This window comes from Methyloprofundus sedimenti, assembly GCF_002072955.1.
In the GTDB taxonomy this organism is placed as follows: Bacteria; Pseudomonadota; Gammaproteobacteria; order Methylococcales; family Methylomonadaceae; genus Methyloprofundus; species Methyloprofundus sedimenti.
In genome coordinates this window covers 217,133-234,236 of sequence record NZ_LPUF01000003.1, presented here as the reverse complement: position 1 = coordinate 234,236, position 17,104 = coordinate 217,133, and the positions used below count along the sequence as shown (strand labels likewise).

Annotated in this window: 13 protein-coding genes and 1 riboswitch; of the genes, 7 read left to right on the top strand and 6 right to left on the bottom strand. The window is 41.7% G+C overall.

Going from position 1 to position 17,104, the window contains the following annotated elements:
* Positions 1 to 11: 11 nt before the first annotated feature.
* Entirely contained in the window at positions 12 to 1,820 is a 1,809-nt protein-coding gene (locus AU255_RS15945; protein ID WP_080523913.1) for a PAS domain-containing sensor histidine kinase, read from the top strand.
* The gene (locus tag AU255_RS15940; protein ID WP_080523912.1) at positions 1,810 to 2,433 is read left to right on the top strand and encodes a response regulator transcription factor; all 624 of its coding nucleotides are present in this window, start codon (positions 1,810 to 1,812) and stop codon (positions 2,431 to 2,433) included. The genes AU255_RS15945 and AU255_RS15940 overlap by 11 nt, the downstream gene beginning before the upstream one ends.
* A 33-nt stretch (positions 2,434 to 2,466) precedes the next feature.
* Here AU255_RS15940 and AU255_RS15935 read toward each other — a convergent pair whose 3' ends face one another.
* The 6 genes from AU255_RS15935 to AU255_RS15910 form a co-directional block, all read right to left on the bottom strand.
* Entirely contained in the window at positions 2,467 to 3,312 is an 846-nt protein-coding gene (locus AU255_RS15935; protein ID WP_080523911.1) for a GNAT family N-acetyltransferase, read from the bottom strand.
* Positions 3,309 to 4,229: a polysaccharide deacetylase family protein gene (locus tag AU255_RS15930; RefSeq protein ID WP_080523910.1), complete on the bottom strand. Its 921-nt coding sequence runs from the start codon at positions 4,227 to 4,229 to the stop codon at positions 3,309 to 3,311. Before AU255_RS15930 ends, AU255_RS15935 begins: the two co-directional genes overlap by 4 nt.
* 107 nt (positions 4,230 to 4,336) lie before the next feature.
* Complete coding sequence (locus tag AU255_RS15925; protein WP_080523909.1) at positions 4,337 to 5,644, bottom strand: nucleoside recognition domain-containing protein; 1,308 nt, start codon at positions 5,642 to 5,644, stop codon at positions 4,337 to 4,339.
* Between the two features lie 176 nt (positions 5,645 to 5,820).
* On the bottom strand, positions 5,821 to 6,786 hold the full coding sequence (locus tag AU255_RS15920; protein ID WP_080523908.1) for a cation diffusion facilitator family transporter: 966 nt from the start codon (positions 6,784 to 6,786) through the stop codon (positions 5,821 to 5,823).
* Between the two features lie 130 nt (positions 6,787 to 6,916).
* Positions 6,917 to 7,240, bottom strand: a complete 324-nt coding sequence (locus tag AU255_RS15915; protein ID WP_198942663.1) for a chaperone modulator CbpM — start codon at positions 7,238 to 7,240, stop codon at positions 6,917 to 6,919.
* 2 nt (positions 7,241 to 7,242) lie between these two features.
* Positions 7,243 to 8,199, bottom strand: coding sequence for a DnaJ C-terminal domain-containing protein (locus AU255_RS15910; RefSeq protein ID WP_080523907.1), 957 nt, complete (start codon positions 8,197 to 8,199; stop codon positions 7,243 to 7,245).
* 770 nt (positions 8,200 to 8,969) lie between these two features.
* On the opposite strand from AU255_RS15910, the gene AU255_RS15905 reads away from it, so the two are divergent.
* The 5 genes from AU255_RS15905 (at position 8,970) to AU255_RS15885 (ending at position 16,990) form a co-directional block, all read left to right on the top strand.
* On the top strand, positions 8,970 to 10,355 hold the full coding sequence (locus tag AU255_RS15905; protein ID WP_080523906.1) for an ethanolamine ammonia-lyase subunit EutB: 1,386 nt from the start codon (positions 8,970 to 8,972) through the stop codon (positions 10,353 to 10,355).
* Positions 10,356 to 10,396: 41 nt separating this feature from the next.
* Positions 10,397 to 11,203: an ethanolamine ammonia-lyase subunit EutC gene (gene eutC / locus AU255_RS15900; protein WP_143735999.1), complete on the top strand. Its 807-nt coding sequence runs from the start codon at positions 10,397 to 10,399 to the stop codon at positions 11,201 to 11,203.
* 72 nt (positions 11,204 to 11,275) lie between these two features.
* Entirely contained in the window at positions 11,276 to 13,780 is a 2,505-nt protein-coding gene (locus AU255_RS15895; RefSeq protein WP_080523905.1) for a glycogen/starch/alpha-glucan phosphorylase, read from the top strand.
* Between the two features lie 481 nt (positions 13,781 to 14,261).
* Positions 14,262 to 14,471, top strand: a riboswitch (cobalamin riboswitch).
* A 110-nt stretch (positions 14,472 to 14,581) separates the two neighbouring features.
* Positions 14,582 to 16,411 (top strand): TonB-dependent receptor domain-containing protein, encoded by a 1,830-nt coding sequence (locus AU255_RS15890; protein ID WP_080523904.1) that lies wholly within the window; start codon positions 14,582 to 14,584, stop codon positions 16,409 to 16,411.
* A 9-nt stretch (positions 16,412 to 16,420) separates the two neighbouring features.
* The gene (locus tag AU255_RS15885) at positions 16,421 to 16,990 is read left to right on the top strand and encodes a hypothetical protein (RefSeq protein WP_080523903.1); all 570 of its coding nucleotides are present in this window, start codon (positions 16,421 to 16,423) and stop codon (positions 16,988 to 16,990) included.
* Positions 16,991 to 17,104 lie beyond the last annotated feature (114 nt).

Below are 17,104 nucleotides of genomic sequence, written 5' to 3'. Positions count from 1 at the left end.
ATATTTAACCTATGAGTATTAAGAATACTAATGATAATGTACATCAGCAGCTGCGCCAAAAAAAGGAAATACACCTGGGGAAAACGCGCACTGATATCGCTAAATTGACTCCGGAAGAGATACAAAAACTGGCGCACGAGTTCCAGGTTTATCAAGTGGCACTGGAAATGCAGAATGAGGAACTGCGTGAGACTCAAATACAACTGCGCGCCTCTCGAGACCGCTACCAAACACTGTTTGAATATGCGCCTATAGGTTTTCTTACACTGGACAGGGACAGCAATATTAGCAACGCCAACCAGAAGGCTTGTGTACTGTTAGAGTATTCCAAAACCGATTTACTAGGCGCAAAATTCGCTAAATATTTAAATAGTGAAGATCAGGGCCGCTTTTATTTATTTTTCCAGCAGTTGCTAAAGTCGGTAGCTAACAAGTCTTTTGAGATTAGTGTCATGCAAGCAAATGGGTACTCCATTCCTGTGCTGTGCCAGGGTTATTACCATGAGATGAGTGATACAGCAGAAAAAATATGTTTCATCACGCTACTAGACATTAGCGAGCAAAAACACATAGAAAAGCAAATCAATGAGCTTAATAAAAAGTTAAATCAAAAAGTCAGTGATCAACATACTGAGCTTCAAATGAAGAATCAAAAATTGCTAGCAAATATTGCTCAAATGAAGGACTCTAAAAACAAACTGATAGAGGGCAAAGCCAGGCTAAAATCTGTGTTTAATGCGGCGGTGGAGAGTATAATCACGATTAATGAACGAGGCATTATAATATCCATCAATAATGCTGTGACAAACATTTTTGGCTATCAAGCTAGTGAGCTTATTGGTCATAATGTGGGCAAACTGATGCCCTCACCCTATAAAGAACAGCATAATAATTATATACAAAATTATTTAGTCAGTCGTCAAGCCAAGATTATTGGTTCGATCCGGCAACTTGAAGCGCGGCGCAAGGATGGCTCGATATTTCCCATAGATCTGTCTATTTCTGAATATCAAATAGCTCAGAAAACTTATTTTACTGGCATTATCAGAGATGTCAGTGAGAGGAAGCGCAAAGACTTGCTGGATAAACAGCATTTAAATGAACTTGCTCATGTCACTCGAATGGGACTAATGGGGGAAATGGCTTCGGGTATTGCTCATGAAGTGAACCAGCCATTGACTGCAATAGCGACTTATAGCCAGGTCTGTTTGCGCATGTTAAAAAGCGATAAGCTTGACCTGATAAAGCTGCAAGAGACGCTACAGAAAACTGAAACACAAGCACTTAGAGCCGGACAGGTTCTTGCCCGTATGCGAGAGTTTATTTCTACAAATACTGTCCATCGATCAACTATTGACATCAATCATTTGATTCACGATGCCATGAGTTTATTAGCAGATGACTTTCGACACTCTTCCATACAAAGCACACTTGATCTTGCTGACTCCCTGCCTTGTTTATCAGTTGACGAAGTACAAATAGAGCAGGTTATATTGAACCTGATAAAAAACAGTATTGATGCATTAGCTCTACTACCAAGAAAGACAAAACGTCGGATCAGTATACAAACGTATTTATTAGTAAGCAGTGAAATTGAGGTTAGAATAAAGGATAACGGTGCAGGTATGGACAATGAAGAGCAGGCACTTCTGTTTACGCCTTTTTTTACCACTAAAACATCAGGCATGGGTATGGGGCTATCAATCAGTCAATCTTTGATAAGGGCGCACGGCGGCATGTTGCGATTCAGAAGTAGTAAAGGCAAAGGTTCCACTTTTTATTTTACGTTGCCTATTTTAGAGGATAAAAATGGACATTGATAAACAGGACATTAACATTTTTATCGTGGATGATGAGTTTGTTATTCGTGACTCATTAACTCTGTTACTGGAGTCAGCGGGATTTAGTAAAGTTAAAACCTATGATTCAGCAGTGACATTTTTAGAAAAATTTGATCCTGATCAGCCGTCATGCCTGATTCTTGATGTGCGAATGCCTTATATGGACGGGCTCGAACTCCAGCATGTGCTTGCGGAAAGATGCGCTGCAATGCCTATTATCTTTATCAGCGGTCATGCGGATATTCCGGTTTCTTCGCAAGCGTTTAGAGCTGGCGCTGTGGATTTTTTAGAAAAGCCGTTTGATAATGAGCTTTTATTGGAACGCATAAATGAAGTAATTGATAAATTGCTGCTTAACTGGTCTGAAAAACAAGAAAAAAAACAGATACTCAAACATTATGCAAATTTATCGGAGCGTGAACAGGAGGTTTTTATGCTCATTGTGCATAATCATTCAACTAAAGACGTCGCTAAAAAACTGGATATTAGTCATCGGACGGTTGATGCGCATCGCGCGCATATTATGGATAAAATGCAGGCAGACAGTCTTAATACACTGATCATGATGGCGGTGAAAGGCAGTTTAATTTAAGCGCATTTATCAGCAGTGGGTGGAATAAATAGATTATCCCAACTCGAAAGTCGTGATGCCAAATATTTTCTCATCAGCAAGCCTGGGCTGGCTTTTCAAATACATGCGGCCTGTACTGAACACTTCCTGCATTTTAAGTTGCTCAACCAGACGTTTAGCCGCGGGATTAATTTCCGTGATATCCAGAAATATGGCCTCACCAACAATATCTTGTTGCAAGTCAGTCAATAAGTGCCTGGCAATAACAAAACTATCGGCAAATAAGGGCCCGATTTTATGGCCTTCTATGCATTTACGGCGTACTGCGTAACCCATTAACTTACCTTGTTTGACATAAGCTATTGCGCGTGAATCCGGCTGGTTAATCCATGCCTGTAAAAATGCATCACGTGGCGCGGGAAAACATTGACGATCATAGGCCGCTAGATGAGCAAAATTAATGTCTGATAATGCAACTATGGCATTTTGATCTAGTTTGCTCTGGCGTGCTAAACCTTGATAACGCATATTATGATAAGCCAGTCGATAACCAATACGTTCATAAATACTAATATTTTCCACAACGCCATCTATTCCCGCATTACGCGTATCAACATAGCGTAAACGTTGCTGCGTTAATTGCAAACCATAGCCCTGACCACGAAAATCAGGATGGACGATATATAGGCCGCAAAAAGCAAAGTCCTGGTCATAGCACACAGCGCTGCCAACAGCGATTATCTGGTCATCCAGCTCACCGACAAAAAATCCATCTGGATCTGCCTGGTAAAATGTTTCTGCATCGTGCAGGCCAGGATTCCATCCTTCCTCTGATGCCCAGTCTATTGCGATATGTAATTCATCAGCCTGCATACGCCGTATATGATAGGTGTGTTTCATGTATTAATCTCTTTTGTTCGATAAGGATGTTGCTGATACCAGTGCTGGGCAATTTGTTGCCGGGTGCATATCCATATATCCGGAAAGTCTGCCAGATAATCTAAAAACTTGTGGAGCACTTCTGCCCGACCTGGATGTCCACTGATTCTAGCATGAAGAGCAACAGACATCATTTTTGGTGATTTTTCACCTTCACGATGTAAGCAACGTACTGAGTTAATTAAATAATTCAGGAAATCTTCACCGGACATCCAGCCGGGTGTTAAATAGTACTTTGCATCATTGACATCAAAGCTATAGGGAATAATTAAATACGGCTGATCATTGACTATTTGCCAGTAGGGCAGGTCGTCGTTATAACTTTCCGAATCATAACGTAAGCCGGCTGCCTGCAATAATTGCCTGGTTTGCAGGCTTTTACGTCCAGTATACCATCCCCAAGGTAGATCCCCTGTGTAATGTTTAATTATAGCCAGAGTTCTTTTGATATGCTCACGTTCCAGCTCAGGATTAAATTGACGATAATCAATCCAGCGATAACCATGTCCGGCAATTTCATGTCCCTGTTGAGCTAGATGCAGGGCAAGCTGGGGATTTTTTTCTAAAGCCATGCCACATGCCCAGGTGGTGATTTTAATTTGCCGTTGTTCAAATAGATCAAGTAAGCGCCACACGCCACAACGCGAACCATATTCAAAAATAGATTCGCTAAATAAATCACGTTGCCCGGGTATAGACTCCCGCATAGCCAGTTCAGTTAGATAATTTTCCGAACCCGCATCACCCTCTAATGCGTTGCGTTCCGCGCCTTCCTCGATATTAATTACGAAATTAATTGCTAAGCGCGCAGCATTCGGCCACTGCGGGTGAGGCGGGTTATTAGCATATCCAATCAAATCACGGTTTATATCTGGCATGGTTAGTTCAGTGATTTAAAAGCAGGTGAGCTGCAAACACCGATACGGAAATTCTTGCTGTCATGGAGCTTTGCACCCTATACCGTAAGATGAAGCTAACGTGGGAGCTAGGCATATAAATAATAGCAAGCAGCTGTGGCTGCAATGATACCCACCAGATCAGCCGTTAAACCTGCGGCTAATGCATGACGAACTTGCCGTACCTGTACTGCACCAAAATAAACTGCGAGAACATAAAAGGTAGTTTCAGTCGAACCTTGTAAAGTACTGACTAGATAACCTACATAACTATCGGGTCCAATAGCAGGGTCTTGTAGAGTTGCCGCGACCACTCCATAAGCGCCGGAACCTGATAAAGGGCGCAATAATGCCATTGGCAAGGCTTCTGCAGGAAAACCAACAAGAATTGTTACACTACCCACGGCACTGATCATCACATGCATAGCACCGCTTTCCCGAAACATGGCAATGGCGACTAAAATGGCGATTAAATAGGGGATGATTTTAATTGCAACATTAAAACCATCTTTTGCTCCTTCGACAAAGACTTCGTAAACCCGGACGCCCTGATAAGCCCCAAAGCTCAGTAAAGACACAACAAAAACAGGAATAATCCAGGGCCCGATACTGCGCCCGTATACGATGGCCAACGGCACAAATGCAACAATACAGAGTAATGATAAGTATGATATCCAGGCTGGATAAGCAGCTGAATTCGCGTCCGGTAATTCATCTGTTACTTCATAATCTATATGGCCTGGCCCAACGCTGGAGTCAATATCTGAAGAGGCTTTTTGAGCATCGATAACAAAGAAGCGTTGATAAAATTTTGCTGCTAATATCGCTGCTGTGGTAGAGCACAAAGTAGCAAATAACGTAGTGGGAATAATACCGGCGGGGTCAGCAGAGCCTGCTGAGGCGCGTAATGCGATAATACCGGTAGGCAGTAAAGTGACGCTTGAGGTATTTATTGCCAAAAATAAAACCATGGCATTGCTGGCTGTCCCTTTGACCGGGTTTAGTTTATCTAATTCCTGCATGGCACGGATACCAAACGGTGTTGCAGCATTACCCAGTCCTAATGCATTGGCAGACATATTCATAATCATGGCCCCCATAGCGGGGTGATCTTCGGGCACATCCGGGAATAAGCGTACCATTAATGGGCGTAATAAGCGGGCAATAATGTGCAGTAAACCACCGGCTTCGGCAACTTTCATTAAACCGAGAAAAAAAGCCATTACTCCAACCAGGCCTATTGCTAATTCTACTGAACTTTTACTGGCTTCAATTAACGCAGTCGTCAAAGCCTGCATCGGCGCGATATCATCAGCCCCTGAAGGAACCCAGGTTAATTGGTGGTAAGCGCTGGTGAAAAAAGCAAGCAGGATAATTCCCAGAAAAATAATATTCATAGCTTAAATATTCCAAAATTCGTGCGGGCAATCAAGACGACATTGCTGTAAATAATCACTTAAAGAGTAAATCGGTATTTAAACATTTCAAATTGAAATATAGTGTTCGCATAATCGTCATAGAATCAAGGATAGCAAGGTGAAATGAAGGCTGACTAGCAGAAAAATTATACAAATTAATGCTTATGCGTATCAGGGGCATCGGGGTGTAGCGTGCAGATATGATCAGTTGTTCCTTGTTCCATTTGCAATGTACTGTGCTGTATAGAAAAACGCGTTTGCAACACATATATAATATTGTCCATAAACTTATCGCCCGGATAACCTTCCGGGATGACCAGATGAGCGCTTAAAGCACCTTCGCTGGTACTCATACCCCAGATATGTAAATCGTGTACATCAACGACTCCAGGGCATTGACGCAGGTATTTTTCCACTTCAGGTACGTTTATATCTGCCGGTACTGCGCCTAATGCCAAACGTAAAGAATCACGTAACAGGCCCCAGGTGCTAATGGTGATGACAAACACAATGAGTAAACTCACAACAGGGTCTAGCCAGTACCATCCGGTATAAACCATAGCCAGGCCAGCAACCACCACACCCAATGAGACTGCTGTATCTGCCATCATATGGAGATAAGCACCACGTATATTCAGGTCGGCTTTGCTGCCTTTTACAAATAGCCAGGCTGATAATCCATTGACGATAATTCCGACAGCAGCCACTAAAGTAACTGTGAATCCTGCGACCTCGGGTGGTTGGTGAAAACGGAGTATAGCTTCCCATGAAATGGCACCACAGGCCAGCAGCAGAATCATGGCATTTGCCAGCGCAGCTAAAATAGATGTGCCGCGCAGGCCGTAGGTATAGCGCTGACTGGGTGCTTTGCGAGAAAGGATTGCAGCACCCCATGCGAGCACTAGGCCTAAAACATCTGACAGGTTATGTCCTGCATCAGCCATAAGTGCAGTTGAATTGGCAATAAAGCCATAGCTGAACTCGACGGCAACAAAAACTATATTGAGAGTGATTGCTACGACAAAGGCCCGGCTATGATTATTCGGATCACCGTGATGATGTGCGTGTCCACTGTGATCATGGGTATGAGAATGTTGTTTGTGCTGTGTCTTCTTTGCCATGGTTTGGATTTCCTAAGGGATGTGTTAATTGCTCGCTCAATCGGCCAATATTTATATTAAGAAAATTGACGAAAAATATAGTTCATAACTATACTTAGCAGCTCAGGTCGAGTAAATCGTATACCAAGTTTCAATTGCGTTGCAGCGAGTGGACCTGTTGACGCAAGCTTTTTATTTCATCGAGTAATTCAAGTGCCAGTGCCGTGCCCGCTAAATTAATTCCCAAATCCTGTTGCAGCCTGACGGCCGTCTTTATGCGTATAATACAGTCTCCGGAAAATTGCCAGTAGGTGACATTCATATGAGGTTCTAGCGGCTCGATAATGCCATACTCTATCATGCTGATAATCTGCTCTTCAGATACGGAGCAACATTGGCACAATGTAGCAAAAGATACGCTAAAATCATTTTCGACAATCACGCCAGATAACAAGCTTATGATTTCATTTTTCATGCTTATACTCCCAGTTTTGCTCGCGGATTAAAATTGCCGGCTTCTCGTTGCAAGGCCTGGTATAAAGATTTCTCCTGCTCACTGAGTTTATCAGGAAGCACAATTTCCAGAGTGATATAAAAATCACCGGCTACTTTGGCGGGTATGCCACGTCCTTTCAGGCGCATACGTTTACCACTAGAGCTAGCAGGGGGGATTTTAAGATCGACCTTACCAGCTGGGGTCGGTATTTGTATATTAGCGCCTAACATTGCTTCCCATGGTGTAATGGGTAATTCTAAAGAGACATCCTGTCCTTTGACTTTGTAGATGGAATGGGGATTGAATTCAATTTCTAAATACAAATCACCTGCTTTACCACCTGATATGTCTGGACTACCTTGTCCTTGCAGACGGATATTCTGGCCTTCCTTAATGCCTTTAGGAATTTTAATGTTCAGGGTCCGGTTCTTGACTTCAGGGCGACCATCTGCACCTAATACAGTTGTCCGTAATGTTAGACTACGAGATGCGCCATGGTAGGCATCCTCAAGATCAATAAAAACTTTTGCATGACTATCCGCACCACGCGTATGCTGCGCTTGATGACTTCCCTGAAATCCGCCTGCACGCTGGCCAAAAAGGCTGCTAAAAAATTCACTGAAATCCGCTGCATTTACATGGTCACCGGTAGTGGTGCCACCATGAAACTCGAATCCCGCATCCCAGTCGGGTGGTGGTTGAAAACCGGACTGCCCAGCTTTCCAGTTGGCTCCCAACTGATCATAAGCTGCCCGTTTTTCAGGATCTTTCAAAACTTCGTAAGCTTCGCCTACTTCTTTAAAATGCTCTTCAGCATCTTTTTCTTTACTAACATCAGGATGATATTTACGCGCTAATTTACGATAGGCACGTTTTATTTCGGCCTGCGGGGCTTTTTTGTCTATGCCCATTATTTTGTAATAGTCTTTGTATTGCACAATTAATTTCTCGGTATATTAGCTTATCTTAGGCCAGGATTAGTTGGAATCAGCAGTTTACGGTTATGTTAAACGAACACTGATTATATACCCGGCATTATTGTATTTTCTCTTTATATTCAGCTTTCAAAAAACGTGCTAGGAAAATCTCAAAAGCTGTGTTTTTTAAATCTCCATGGATTTGTCTGGAATTATTCTGGGTCATTTGATCTTCCACTTTGGTATCCATGAAATTAGTCAGGTCAATTAAGATTTTTTAAGCGCATTATAGTGGATTTAAGTCACGATATTTAGTATCACATTTCGCGTCGCTTAATTTCTACATATCAGTTCTTGTTACTTATTATTCCATGGAAGAAGTAGATGTAAGACAATCAAAACGTATTTTTTCATAATTAGGTAAAAAATGTTAATTATAATTTCAGATCAATTCCAGGTAAAAATACTTTATTGTTTATGCTGAAAGGAGAAAACATGGATATTTTGGCTGTGCATTTAATACGGCATATCTTGATAAATCTCGTTCCCTCATTCCGAGAGGAAATACATACGGGAGTACTTAGCGTTGCAGCGTTGGAATGAGTTAAATTTAAATAGAATAGCAAGGATGATAGAATTCTCTCTGCTGACATTGCCCGTTCGATAAGTTGTACCAATATGAGCATAAAGAGTATGAAGTAGTTGCACAATTTTTATTTTTCATCACTTGATACTTAGGTGTAAAGTGTTGTGCTGACTTAATATACTTTATTCATAATAGCTAAAGACCTATGGTTTACAAAACGCAAATTGCAGGCACAGTCTATGCATTTAATAACCTTCGTGAACTATTAGCGAAAGCAACGCCAGCACGTTCAGGCGATTATCTGGCGGGTGTTGCAGCAGAGTCCAATCTGGAACGGGTGGCTGCGCAATGGGTGCTCGCCGATGTACCGCTTAAACAGTTTTTGCTTGAACCGTTAATTCCTTGTGAAATAGATGAAGTCAGTCGATTAATTTTTCAGCAACATGATGCACAGGCCTTTGCTTGGGTTAGCCATTTGACAGTCGGAAGTTTTAGAGACTGGTTATTGTCAGAAGCAGCATCAACTGAAATTCTACAGCAAATTGCTTTTGGTGTAACTCCTGAAATGGTGGCTGCGGTTTGCAAACTCATGCGCATACAGGATTTGATTCTGGTTGCAAAAAAATGTCGAGTAGTAACGCAATTTAGAAATACCATCGGCTTGCAAAACAGGCTTTCCACACGTTTACAGCCTAATCATCCGACTGATGATCCAGCAGGTATAGCCGCTGTTATTCTGGATGGTTTACTTTATGGTAGTGGTGATGCTGTTATAGGTATTAATCCGGCTTCGGATAATCTTCAGTCGACCCGGGTTTTGATTCAAATGTTGAATGATGTGATAGAACGTTATCAAATTCCTACCCAGTCCTGTGTGTTGTCGCATGTCACAACCACATTGCAGGCTATTGAAGCGGGCTCGCCTGTGGACCTGGTGTTTCAATCAATCGCGGGTACCGAGCAAGCGAATGCCAATTTCGGAATAAACCTGGCATTACTGGAAGAGGCACATGAAGCGGCACTAAGCCTCAACCGTGGCACAGTCGGCAATAACTGTATGTATTTTGAAACAGGGCAGGGCAGCGCACTTTCTGCCAATGCGCATCACGGTCTGGATCAGCTGACTTGTGAAACCCGAGCGTATGCGGTTGCCCGGCAATTTAAACCCTTACTGGTCAATACCGTTGTCGGCTTTATAGGTCCAGAGTACTTATATGATGGCAAGCAAATTATCCGTGCGGGACTGGAAGATCATTTTTGCGGAAAATTGCTCGGCTTACCCATGGGTTGTGATATTTGTTATACCAACCACGCTGAAGCTGATCAGGATGATATGGATATGTTACTGACTCAGTTTGCAATAGCGGGAGGTACTTTTATAATGGGTGTTCCTGGTGCTGATGATATTATGCTTAACTACCAATCCACTTCATTTCACGATGCACTTTATTTACGCCAGCTATTAAATTTAGCGCCTGCTCCCGAATTTTCTCAATGGTTACAAAAGCACCAGATCTTTGCTGAAAATAATAACTTGTTGCGTCGTGGGGAAGTGCCCGCCTTGTTTTCTGCAGCATTGAAGAAATTGTAAATGTGATCTTTACCTTCAATAACACATTCAGAGTTATGCTTATGTCTAGTAAATTTTCAGGTGCTTCTAACAATGAACCACTACAGGTTTTAAAGCAATTTACGAATGCGCGAATTGCACTGGGACAGGCGGGGACAAGTCTGCCTATAAAAGCCAATCTGGATTTTCAATTAGCTCATGCACTGGCTAGAGATGCAGTTAGCATCCCACTGGATTTTGATACCTTGGCTGAACAGTTATCAGTTTGTCATGCTACGATCCAGTTGCAATCACAAGTGGCAAGTCATCCTGAGTATCTGCAACGCCCAGATCTTGGGCGTTTGTTAAATGCAGAGTCGATACAAAGATTGCAAATCCTGCAGGTAAAAGTCGACCAACCGGACATAATCATTATTGTCGCAGATGGCCTTTCCTCAAAAGCTATAGCAAATCATGCGCCTGCTTTATTGCACAAACTGATTGCTGAATTACACAAAGCAGACTATACAATAGCACCGGTTTGTCTGGTCAAATATGCACGAGTGGCTATCGGTGATCCGATTGGTGAAATATGTAATGCCAGAATGAGTGTGCTTTTAATTGGCGAGCGGCCCGGGCTTAGTTCCCCGGACAGTATGGGAATTTATTTCACCTATCAACCCAGGTCCGGCAAAATAGATGCACAACGTAATTGTATTTCCAATATACATAGTCAGGGGTTGAACTATCAAGTTGCAGTAGACAAGCTGATGTATCTGATTAATGAAGCTAGTCGTTTAAAGTTTTCTGGGGTACAGCTTAAGGATAATACTGAAAGCGATAAGGTATTAAGACATCATGCTCGACATAGCAATTTTTTATTGGAGTAAATAATTGACTTAATCTCGTCATCATAAAAAAGTATAGTGATAGGGTTTGAGCCAATAATCAGCATGACTACTATGAAAAATAAGAAACATACCTTAATTAAACCACACGAAACAATTTTTAAATTACCCAGTAAAGGGCTCAAAAAAAAAGATCTTATTGAAAATTTCAAAGAATACTATGTCAATTTGCTGGGGCGTGATGAGCAAAGTCGAAACACGCATTATGCTTATGAAGCACTTGGCTTAACTATTCGTGATCGTTTAATGGAACGCTGGAAACAAACCCACCGAACCTATAAGCAGGCAAGATGTAGACGAACTTTTTACCTGTCGATGGAATATCTGATGGGTAGATCCTTGAGTAATGCCATGCTGAATCTCGGCGTTAATGATACGGCAAATCAGGCCATGTATGATCTGGGCATAGAATTAGAAGAATTGATTGAGAGCGAAGTCGATGCTGGTCTAGGTAATGGTGGATTAGGTCGGTTGGCGGCCTGCTTTATGGACAGTTGTGCTACCTTGCAATTGCCCGTTATTGGCTATGGTTTGCGTTATGAGTATGGTATGTTCACGCAGCTAATAGTCAATGGCGAACAGGAAGAAAAGCCGGATCACTGGTTAAGGTTGCGTAATGTATGGGAGATTAAACGGCTGGAATATGCTCATGTCATCAAGTTTGGAGGGCGAACTGAGGTCTATACTGATGAGCATGGACTGAAACGCTATTTCTGGGTAGAAACTAATGATGTATTAGCTGTCGCCTATGATACGCCTGTGCCTGGTTTTCAAAATAATACGGTTAATACCTTACGCCTATGGAAGGCTGAAGCGACCGAAGAATTTAATTTGAATGAGTTTAATAGTGGCGATTATGCTGAAGCGGTCGCTGATAAAGTTGGTGCTGAAAATATTACCATGGTGTTGTACCCCAATGATGCTAATGAAAACGGTAAAGAACTTAGGTTAAGGCAGCAGTACTTTCTAGCCTCGGCAAGTCTTCAAGATGTTATTTCGCATTGGGTAGGTCTTTATGGTGAAGATTTTACGCTGTTTGCTGAAAGAAACTGTTTTCAATTAAACGACACGCATCCTAGTATTGCGGTAGCTGAATTAATGCGTTTGCTTATGGATAAACATGGTTTAGCCTGGGCTCAGGCCTGGGAAATTACTGGCGCGACTATGGCATATACAAATCATACTTTACTGCCAGAGGCATTGGAAAGATGGCCAGTACATTTGATGCAGAAATTATTACCGAGATTGATGGATATTATTTATGAGATCAATGCGCGGTTTCTGTCTGAAGTAGCCGCCAAATGGCCTGGAGATATTACAGTATTGCGGCGCATGTCGATTATTGATGAGTCTGGAGACAAGCAAGTGCGTATGGCTTATCTTGCTATCGTTGGCAGTTTTTCCGTAAATGGTGTTGCAGCATTGCATTCACAACTACTGCAGCAAGGATTGTTTGCTGATTTTTATAGTTTATGGCCGGCTAAATTTAATAATAAAACCAATGGTGTTACACCGCGGCGGTGGTTAGCTGGCTGCAACCCTGAATTGGCCGAATTGATTACAGAAAAAATAGGCTCAGGCTGGGTGACAGATTTGTCGTTACTCAAGCAATTAGTGCCTTATGCTGATGATGCTGCATTCAGAAAACACTGGCGCGAAATAAAACAAGTTGCAAAACATCGACTTGCAGATTATAAAAAGCGAGAACATGATATTGACATTAACGTCGATGCCTTGTTTGATGTTCAGGTTAAACGTATTCATGAATACAAACGGCAGCTGCTAAATGTGTTGCATGTCATTTATTTATATCAGCGATTAAAAAAAGACAACTCTAAAAATTTCGTATCACGTTGTGTGCTGATAGGGGGTAAAGCTGCTCCTGGCTATGAAAGGGCTAAAAAAATTATTAAATTGATCAATAATGTTGCGACAATGATTAATAAAGACCCAGATACTCAGGGTAAGTTAAAGCTGATGTTTTTAGCTGATTACAATGTTTCTGCCATGGAAAAAATCTGTCCTGGAGCAGACCTGTCTGAACAGATTTCAACCGCCGGGAAAGAAGCATCGGGCACCGGTAATATGAAACTGATGATGAATGGCGCAGTAACCATTGGTACTTTTGACGGCGCCAATATCGAAATCCTTGAGGAAGTAGGTGAAGAAAATTTCTTCTTATTCGGTCTGACTGAAAAGCAAGTTGCTGCCAGGCGAGAGCATTATGAACCTGAGCATATTATTCAACAGGATGAGGACCTTAAAGAGGTAATGAATTTATTGGAAAGCGGGCATTTTAATCAATTAGAACCGGGTATTTTCAATGACTTAATACAATCGCTTAAGGACCCGTTAGACCCATGGATGACGATTGCAGATTTCCGTAGCTATGTTGATACTCAAGCAAGAGTTGATGATGCTTACCGTGATCAGGAGCACTGGACGCGTATGAGTATTATGAATGTTGCCCATTGTGGCAAGTTTTCATCAGAACGGACCATTAATGAATACAATCAGGATATCTGGAAATTACAAAAATTGCCGGTTAAATTTGGCTAGCACAAGCGACACAACGACAAAAATCCTGTATTCCGGTCTGTTTTGAGCTGGAACACAGGTACTTAAACTTTAGTTCGCGATTACGCTTGTAGCTAGACTTCGGAAATAACGAAGTCTAGCTACAAGCCTATTTACTAAAAACTTTCAGAAATTAAATTTTCATTCAATATATAAAGCCTGAATTTATATATTTATTGCATAGGGTGATGATATAGGCTCTTCAGTTGGTGGCAATAATAAATTTAAATCTTGGCATGCAATAAAAAGAGCAATCTATATATGTGCTGATGCAGAAGATACATTAATAACTATTGATATTTGTTTTCAGTACGCGCTATATAATTATGCACAACTTTAAGCTTAGGCTTTGTTGATCCCCCCTGGTAAGGTTACTGCAATGCCACTTGTAAAGCCTGTATTAATTTTCATATCAGAATAGCTCAGTTTGATTTAAATTGCTTTTATAAGTTTTTCAAGTACAATTTCCTATCCATTTTCTGGTCCTGAAGGATTTTCGTTCCTGACGGTTAAAAGGGAAGTTTGGTGCGGATCTAGTCCAATGCCAACGCTGCCCCCGCAACGGTAAATAAGTTTAAAATCATCGAGAACCACTGTGCTTTGCATGGGAAGGTAATGATTTTAGCAGTCCATACTTATAAGCCCGGAGACCTGCCTGAAAATTTTATTTGGTGCAGCGGAGGGCTGTTGACGGAATGAATTAGCCCTTCTTAGCTGTTTTTTCATTTTTATTTCCTCTCCTGTGTTTTTACACTTTTTTGCGCGGGCGGCGCAGAGGGAATTATGCATAAATTTTTGATTGCCAGTCCTTTCCTATTCAGTACTCTTCCTGCATCAGTGCATGCAGATAACACCTTAGCTCTTTCTCCCTTAACAGTGACGGCTACGCGTAGCCAGCAAGATTCAAGGCTTGTTTCTAGCACTCTCATTACTCGCTATGATATTGAACGTAAACAGCTTAATAGTATTGAGCAGGCTTTGCGCGGCATTGCCGGTGTTAATATTGTCAATAGTGGTGGTTTAGGCAAAAATACCTCGGTCTTTTTACGCGGCACCGAATCTGATCAGGTTTTAGTGTTGATTGATGGCGTACGTGCAGGGTCTGCCACATCAGGCGGTGCCGCCTGGCAGCATTTGCCGATCAGCGAGATTGAATCTATTGAAGTTATAAGGGGGCCCAAATCTAGCTTATACGGTGCCGATGCCATCGGGGGAATTATTCATATTCATACTCGCAATGCAATTGCATCCACCTCTGCCGCTAATCCAACACTCTCTGCTGGTGTGGGAACTTATGGCCATTATAAAGTTGCAGCGGGTGTGTCTGGCGCGGTTGATCAGGCCTGGTACAATACGCATTTAAGTTACCAGCAATCCGAGGGATTTAATTCCTGCGCTGGAGCGTTGGCTTATGGTTGCTTTACTAATGAACCGGATAGGGATGGTTACCAAAATTATGCAGGATCGCTACGTCTTGGCTATCATTTCACCGATTGGTTGAGTGTAGAAGGCCATGCATTGTATAGTGGCGGACATACTGAATTTGATGGTAGTTTTGTCAATGCAGGTGACTTTGCACAACTTATTTTTGGAGGCAAGGCGACTATACAGGCAATGGATTTTTGGCGAATTGATTTAAGCGGCGGTGAAAGCCGCGATGACTCTACAAATTATTTGAACGAAACGAAACAAACTGTCTTTGATACTCAGCGGGTTTCATTCTCGGCACTGAATAATTTTAATTTGACAGCTGAACATTTGCTTTCTTTAGGTTATGATTTCCAGGATGACAGTATTGATAGCAACGAGAGTTTTGCAGAAACATCGCGTAATAACCATGCCGTTTTTATCCAATATCAAGGGGCGTTTGCTAAAAATCAGTTTATACTGGCTTATCGTAGCGATTTTAATCAGCAGTTTGGACAGAATAGTACCTGGAATGCTTCATGGGGCTATGCTTTTGATAATGACATCATGGTCTCAGCTTCTTATGGAACAGCTTTTAAAGCGCCAACTTTTAACGAACTTTATTTCCCCGGCTTTGGCAATAGCGAGCTAAATCCTGAAAAATCGGAAAGTTATGAAGTTGGCATTAGCGGCGAGCATAATAGCTGGAATTGGTCACTTAATGGGTATTTGACCTATATTAGTGACATGATTGCCTATGATAGCTCACTATTTGCACCTAATAATTTAAGTGCAGCGCGTATTATGGGTTTAGAGCTAATGATTGGAGGGCAGGTTTATGGCTTTGATTTGCAGGCAAATTATAGTGCTATGGACCCGAAAAGTATGGACGCTGCTACTTTTGGCAATATTTTACCCAGACGTGCGCAACAGGTGTTTCGCTTTGATATAGATCGACAATTAGGCGCTGCTGGTATAGGAAGCACTATTAATGTCGAAGGACGTCGCTTTGATGATTTACAAAATATGCGCTATGTTGATGGCTTTGTTACCTGGGACTTAAGAGCAGAATATCAATTCTTTGAGAGTGTTACTTTACAGGGCTCAGTGAATAATATTTTGAATGCCCAATATCAAACTGCCGCAGGGTATAACTCCCCAGGCGTTACCGTTTTCTTTAATTTACGTTATGCACCCACAATTTAAGAGGTTTATATGAACTGGATACAACAAAATACTAAATATTTAATTACTTGTGCACTTGCAATGTTGATGGCACTAACACGGAGTGATCATTTTGGTAGTGCGATTACTTTACCTGATGCTTCCCTGGCAGTGTTTTATTTGGCAGGAATTTTTACCGGTGGTATGGCAAGCTTTGCAGTGCTATTGACTGAAGCCGCATTTTTGGATTATGTCGCGATTACATACGGACAGGTTAGTGATTATTGTATCTCTCCAGCCTATGTTTTTTTAATTCCGACTTATGCGGTCATGTTATTTGCAGGGCGCTGGAGTGCAAAGTACGCAATTTTAAATAGTCGTGATCTGAGCCATCAGTTTGCCTATTTATTACTGGCAACTTCGATTGCATTTTTTATTTCTAATGGGGGTTTTTACCTGTTTTCAGGTAAGTTCCCAGAGTTATCAGTTGTAGAATATGCGCAACGGGTGGCAAAATATTATCCCGCTTATATAAGCTCTACTTTACTCTATAGTTTAGCGATTATATTTTTTACCAAGCTTGTTGCTGTACTTTACAAAGAAAAATATAAAATGGCATAAATAGCGTTAGTAGCCCCATTAAAAAGAAAGCGACTGAATAATAAAGGGGAGGGACTCTCCAGCCAGGTCTTGTCCCTTTATTATTCATCATAAATCTATTATCCACCTGAATTA

What these genes read in the sequence shown, in the direction of transcription:
- AU255_RS15945 (WP_080523913.1), top strand. Translation starts at nt 12, where the DNA reads ATGAGTATTAAGAATACTAATGATAATGTACATCAGCAGCTGCGCCAA.
- AU255_RS15940 (WP_080523912.1), top strand. Translation starts at nt 1,810, where the DNA reads ATGGACATTGATAAACAGGACATTAACATTTTTATCGTGGATGATGAG.
- AU255_RS15935 (WP_080523911.1), bottom strand. Translation starts at nt 3,312, where the DNA reads ATGAAACACACCTATCATATACGGCGTATGCAGGCTGATGAATTACAT.
- AU255_RS15930 (WP_080523910.1), bottom strand. Translation starts at nt 4,229, where the DNA reads ATGCCAGATATAAACCGTGATTTGATTGGATATGCTAATAACCCGCCT.
- AU255_RS15925 (WP_080523909.1), bottom strand. Translation starts at nt 5,644, where the DNA reads ATGAATATTATTTTTCTGGGAATTATCCTGCTTGCTTTTTTCACCAGC.
- AU255_RS15920 (WP_080523908.1), bottom strand. Translation starts at nt 6,786, where the DNA reads ATGGCAAAGAAGACACAGCACAAACAACATTCTCATACCCATGATCAC.
- AU255_RS15915 (WP_198942663.1), bottom strand. Translation starts at nt 7,240, where the DNA reads ATGAAAAATGAAATCATAAGCTTGTTATCTGGCGTGATTGTCGAAAAT.
- AU255_RS15905 (WP_080523906.1), top strand. Translation starts at nt 8,970, where the DNA reads ATGGTTTACAAAACGCAAATTGCAGGCACAGTCTATGCATTTAATAAC.
- eutC (WP_143735999.1), top strand. Translation starts at nt 10,397, where the DNA reads ATGTCTAGTAAATTTTCAGGTGCTTCTAACAATGAACCACTACAGGTT.
- AU255_RS15895 (WP_080523905.1), top strand. Translation starts at nt 11,276, where the DNA reads ATGAAAAATAAGAAACATACCTTAATTAAACCACACGAAACAATTTTT.
- AU255_RS15890 (WP_080523904.1), top strand. Translation starts at nt 14,582, where the DNA reads ATGCATAAATTTTTGATTGCCAGTCCTTTCCTATTCAGTACTCTTCCT.
- AU255_RS15885 (WP_080523903.1), top strand. Translation starts at nt 16,421, where the DNA reads ATGAACTGGATACAACAAAATACTAAATATTTAATTACTTGTGCACTT.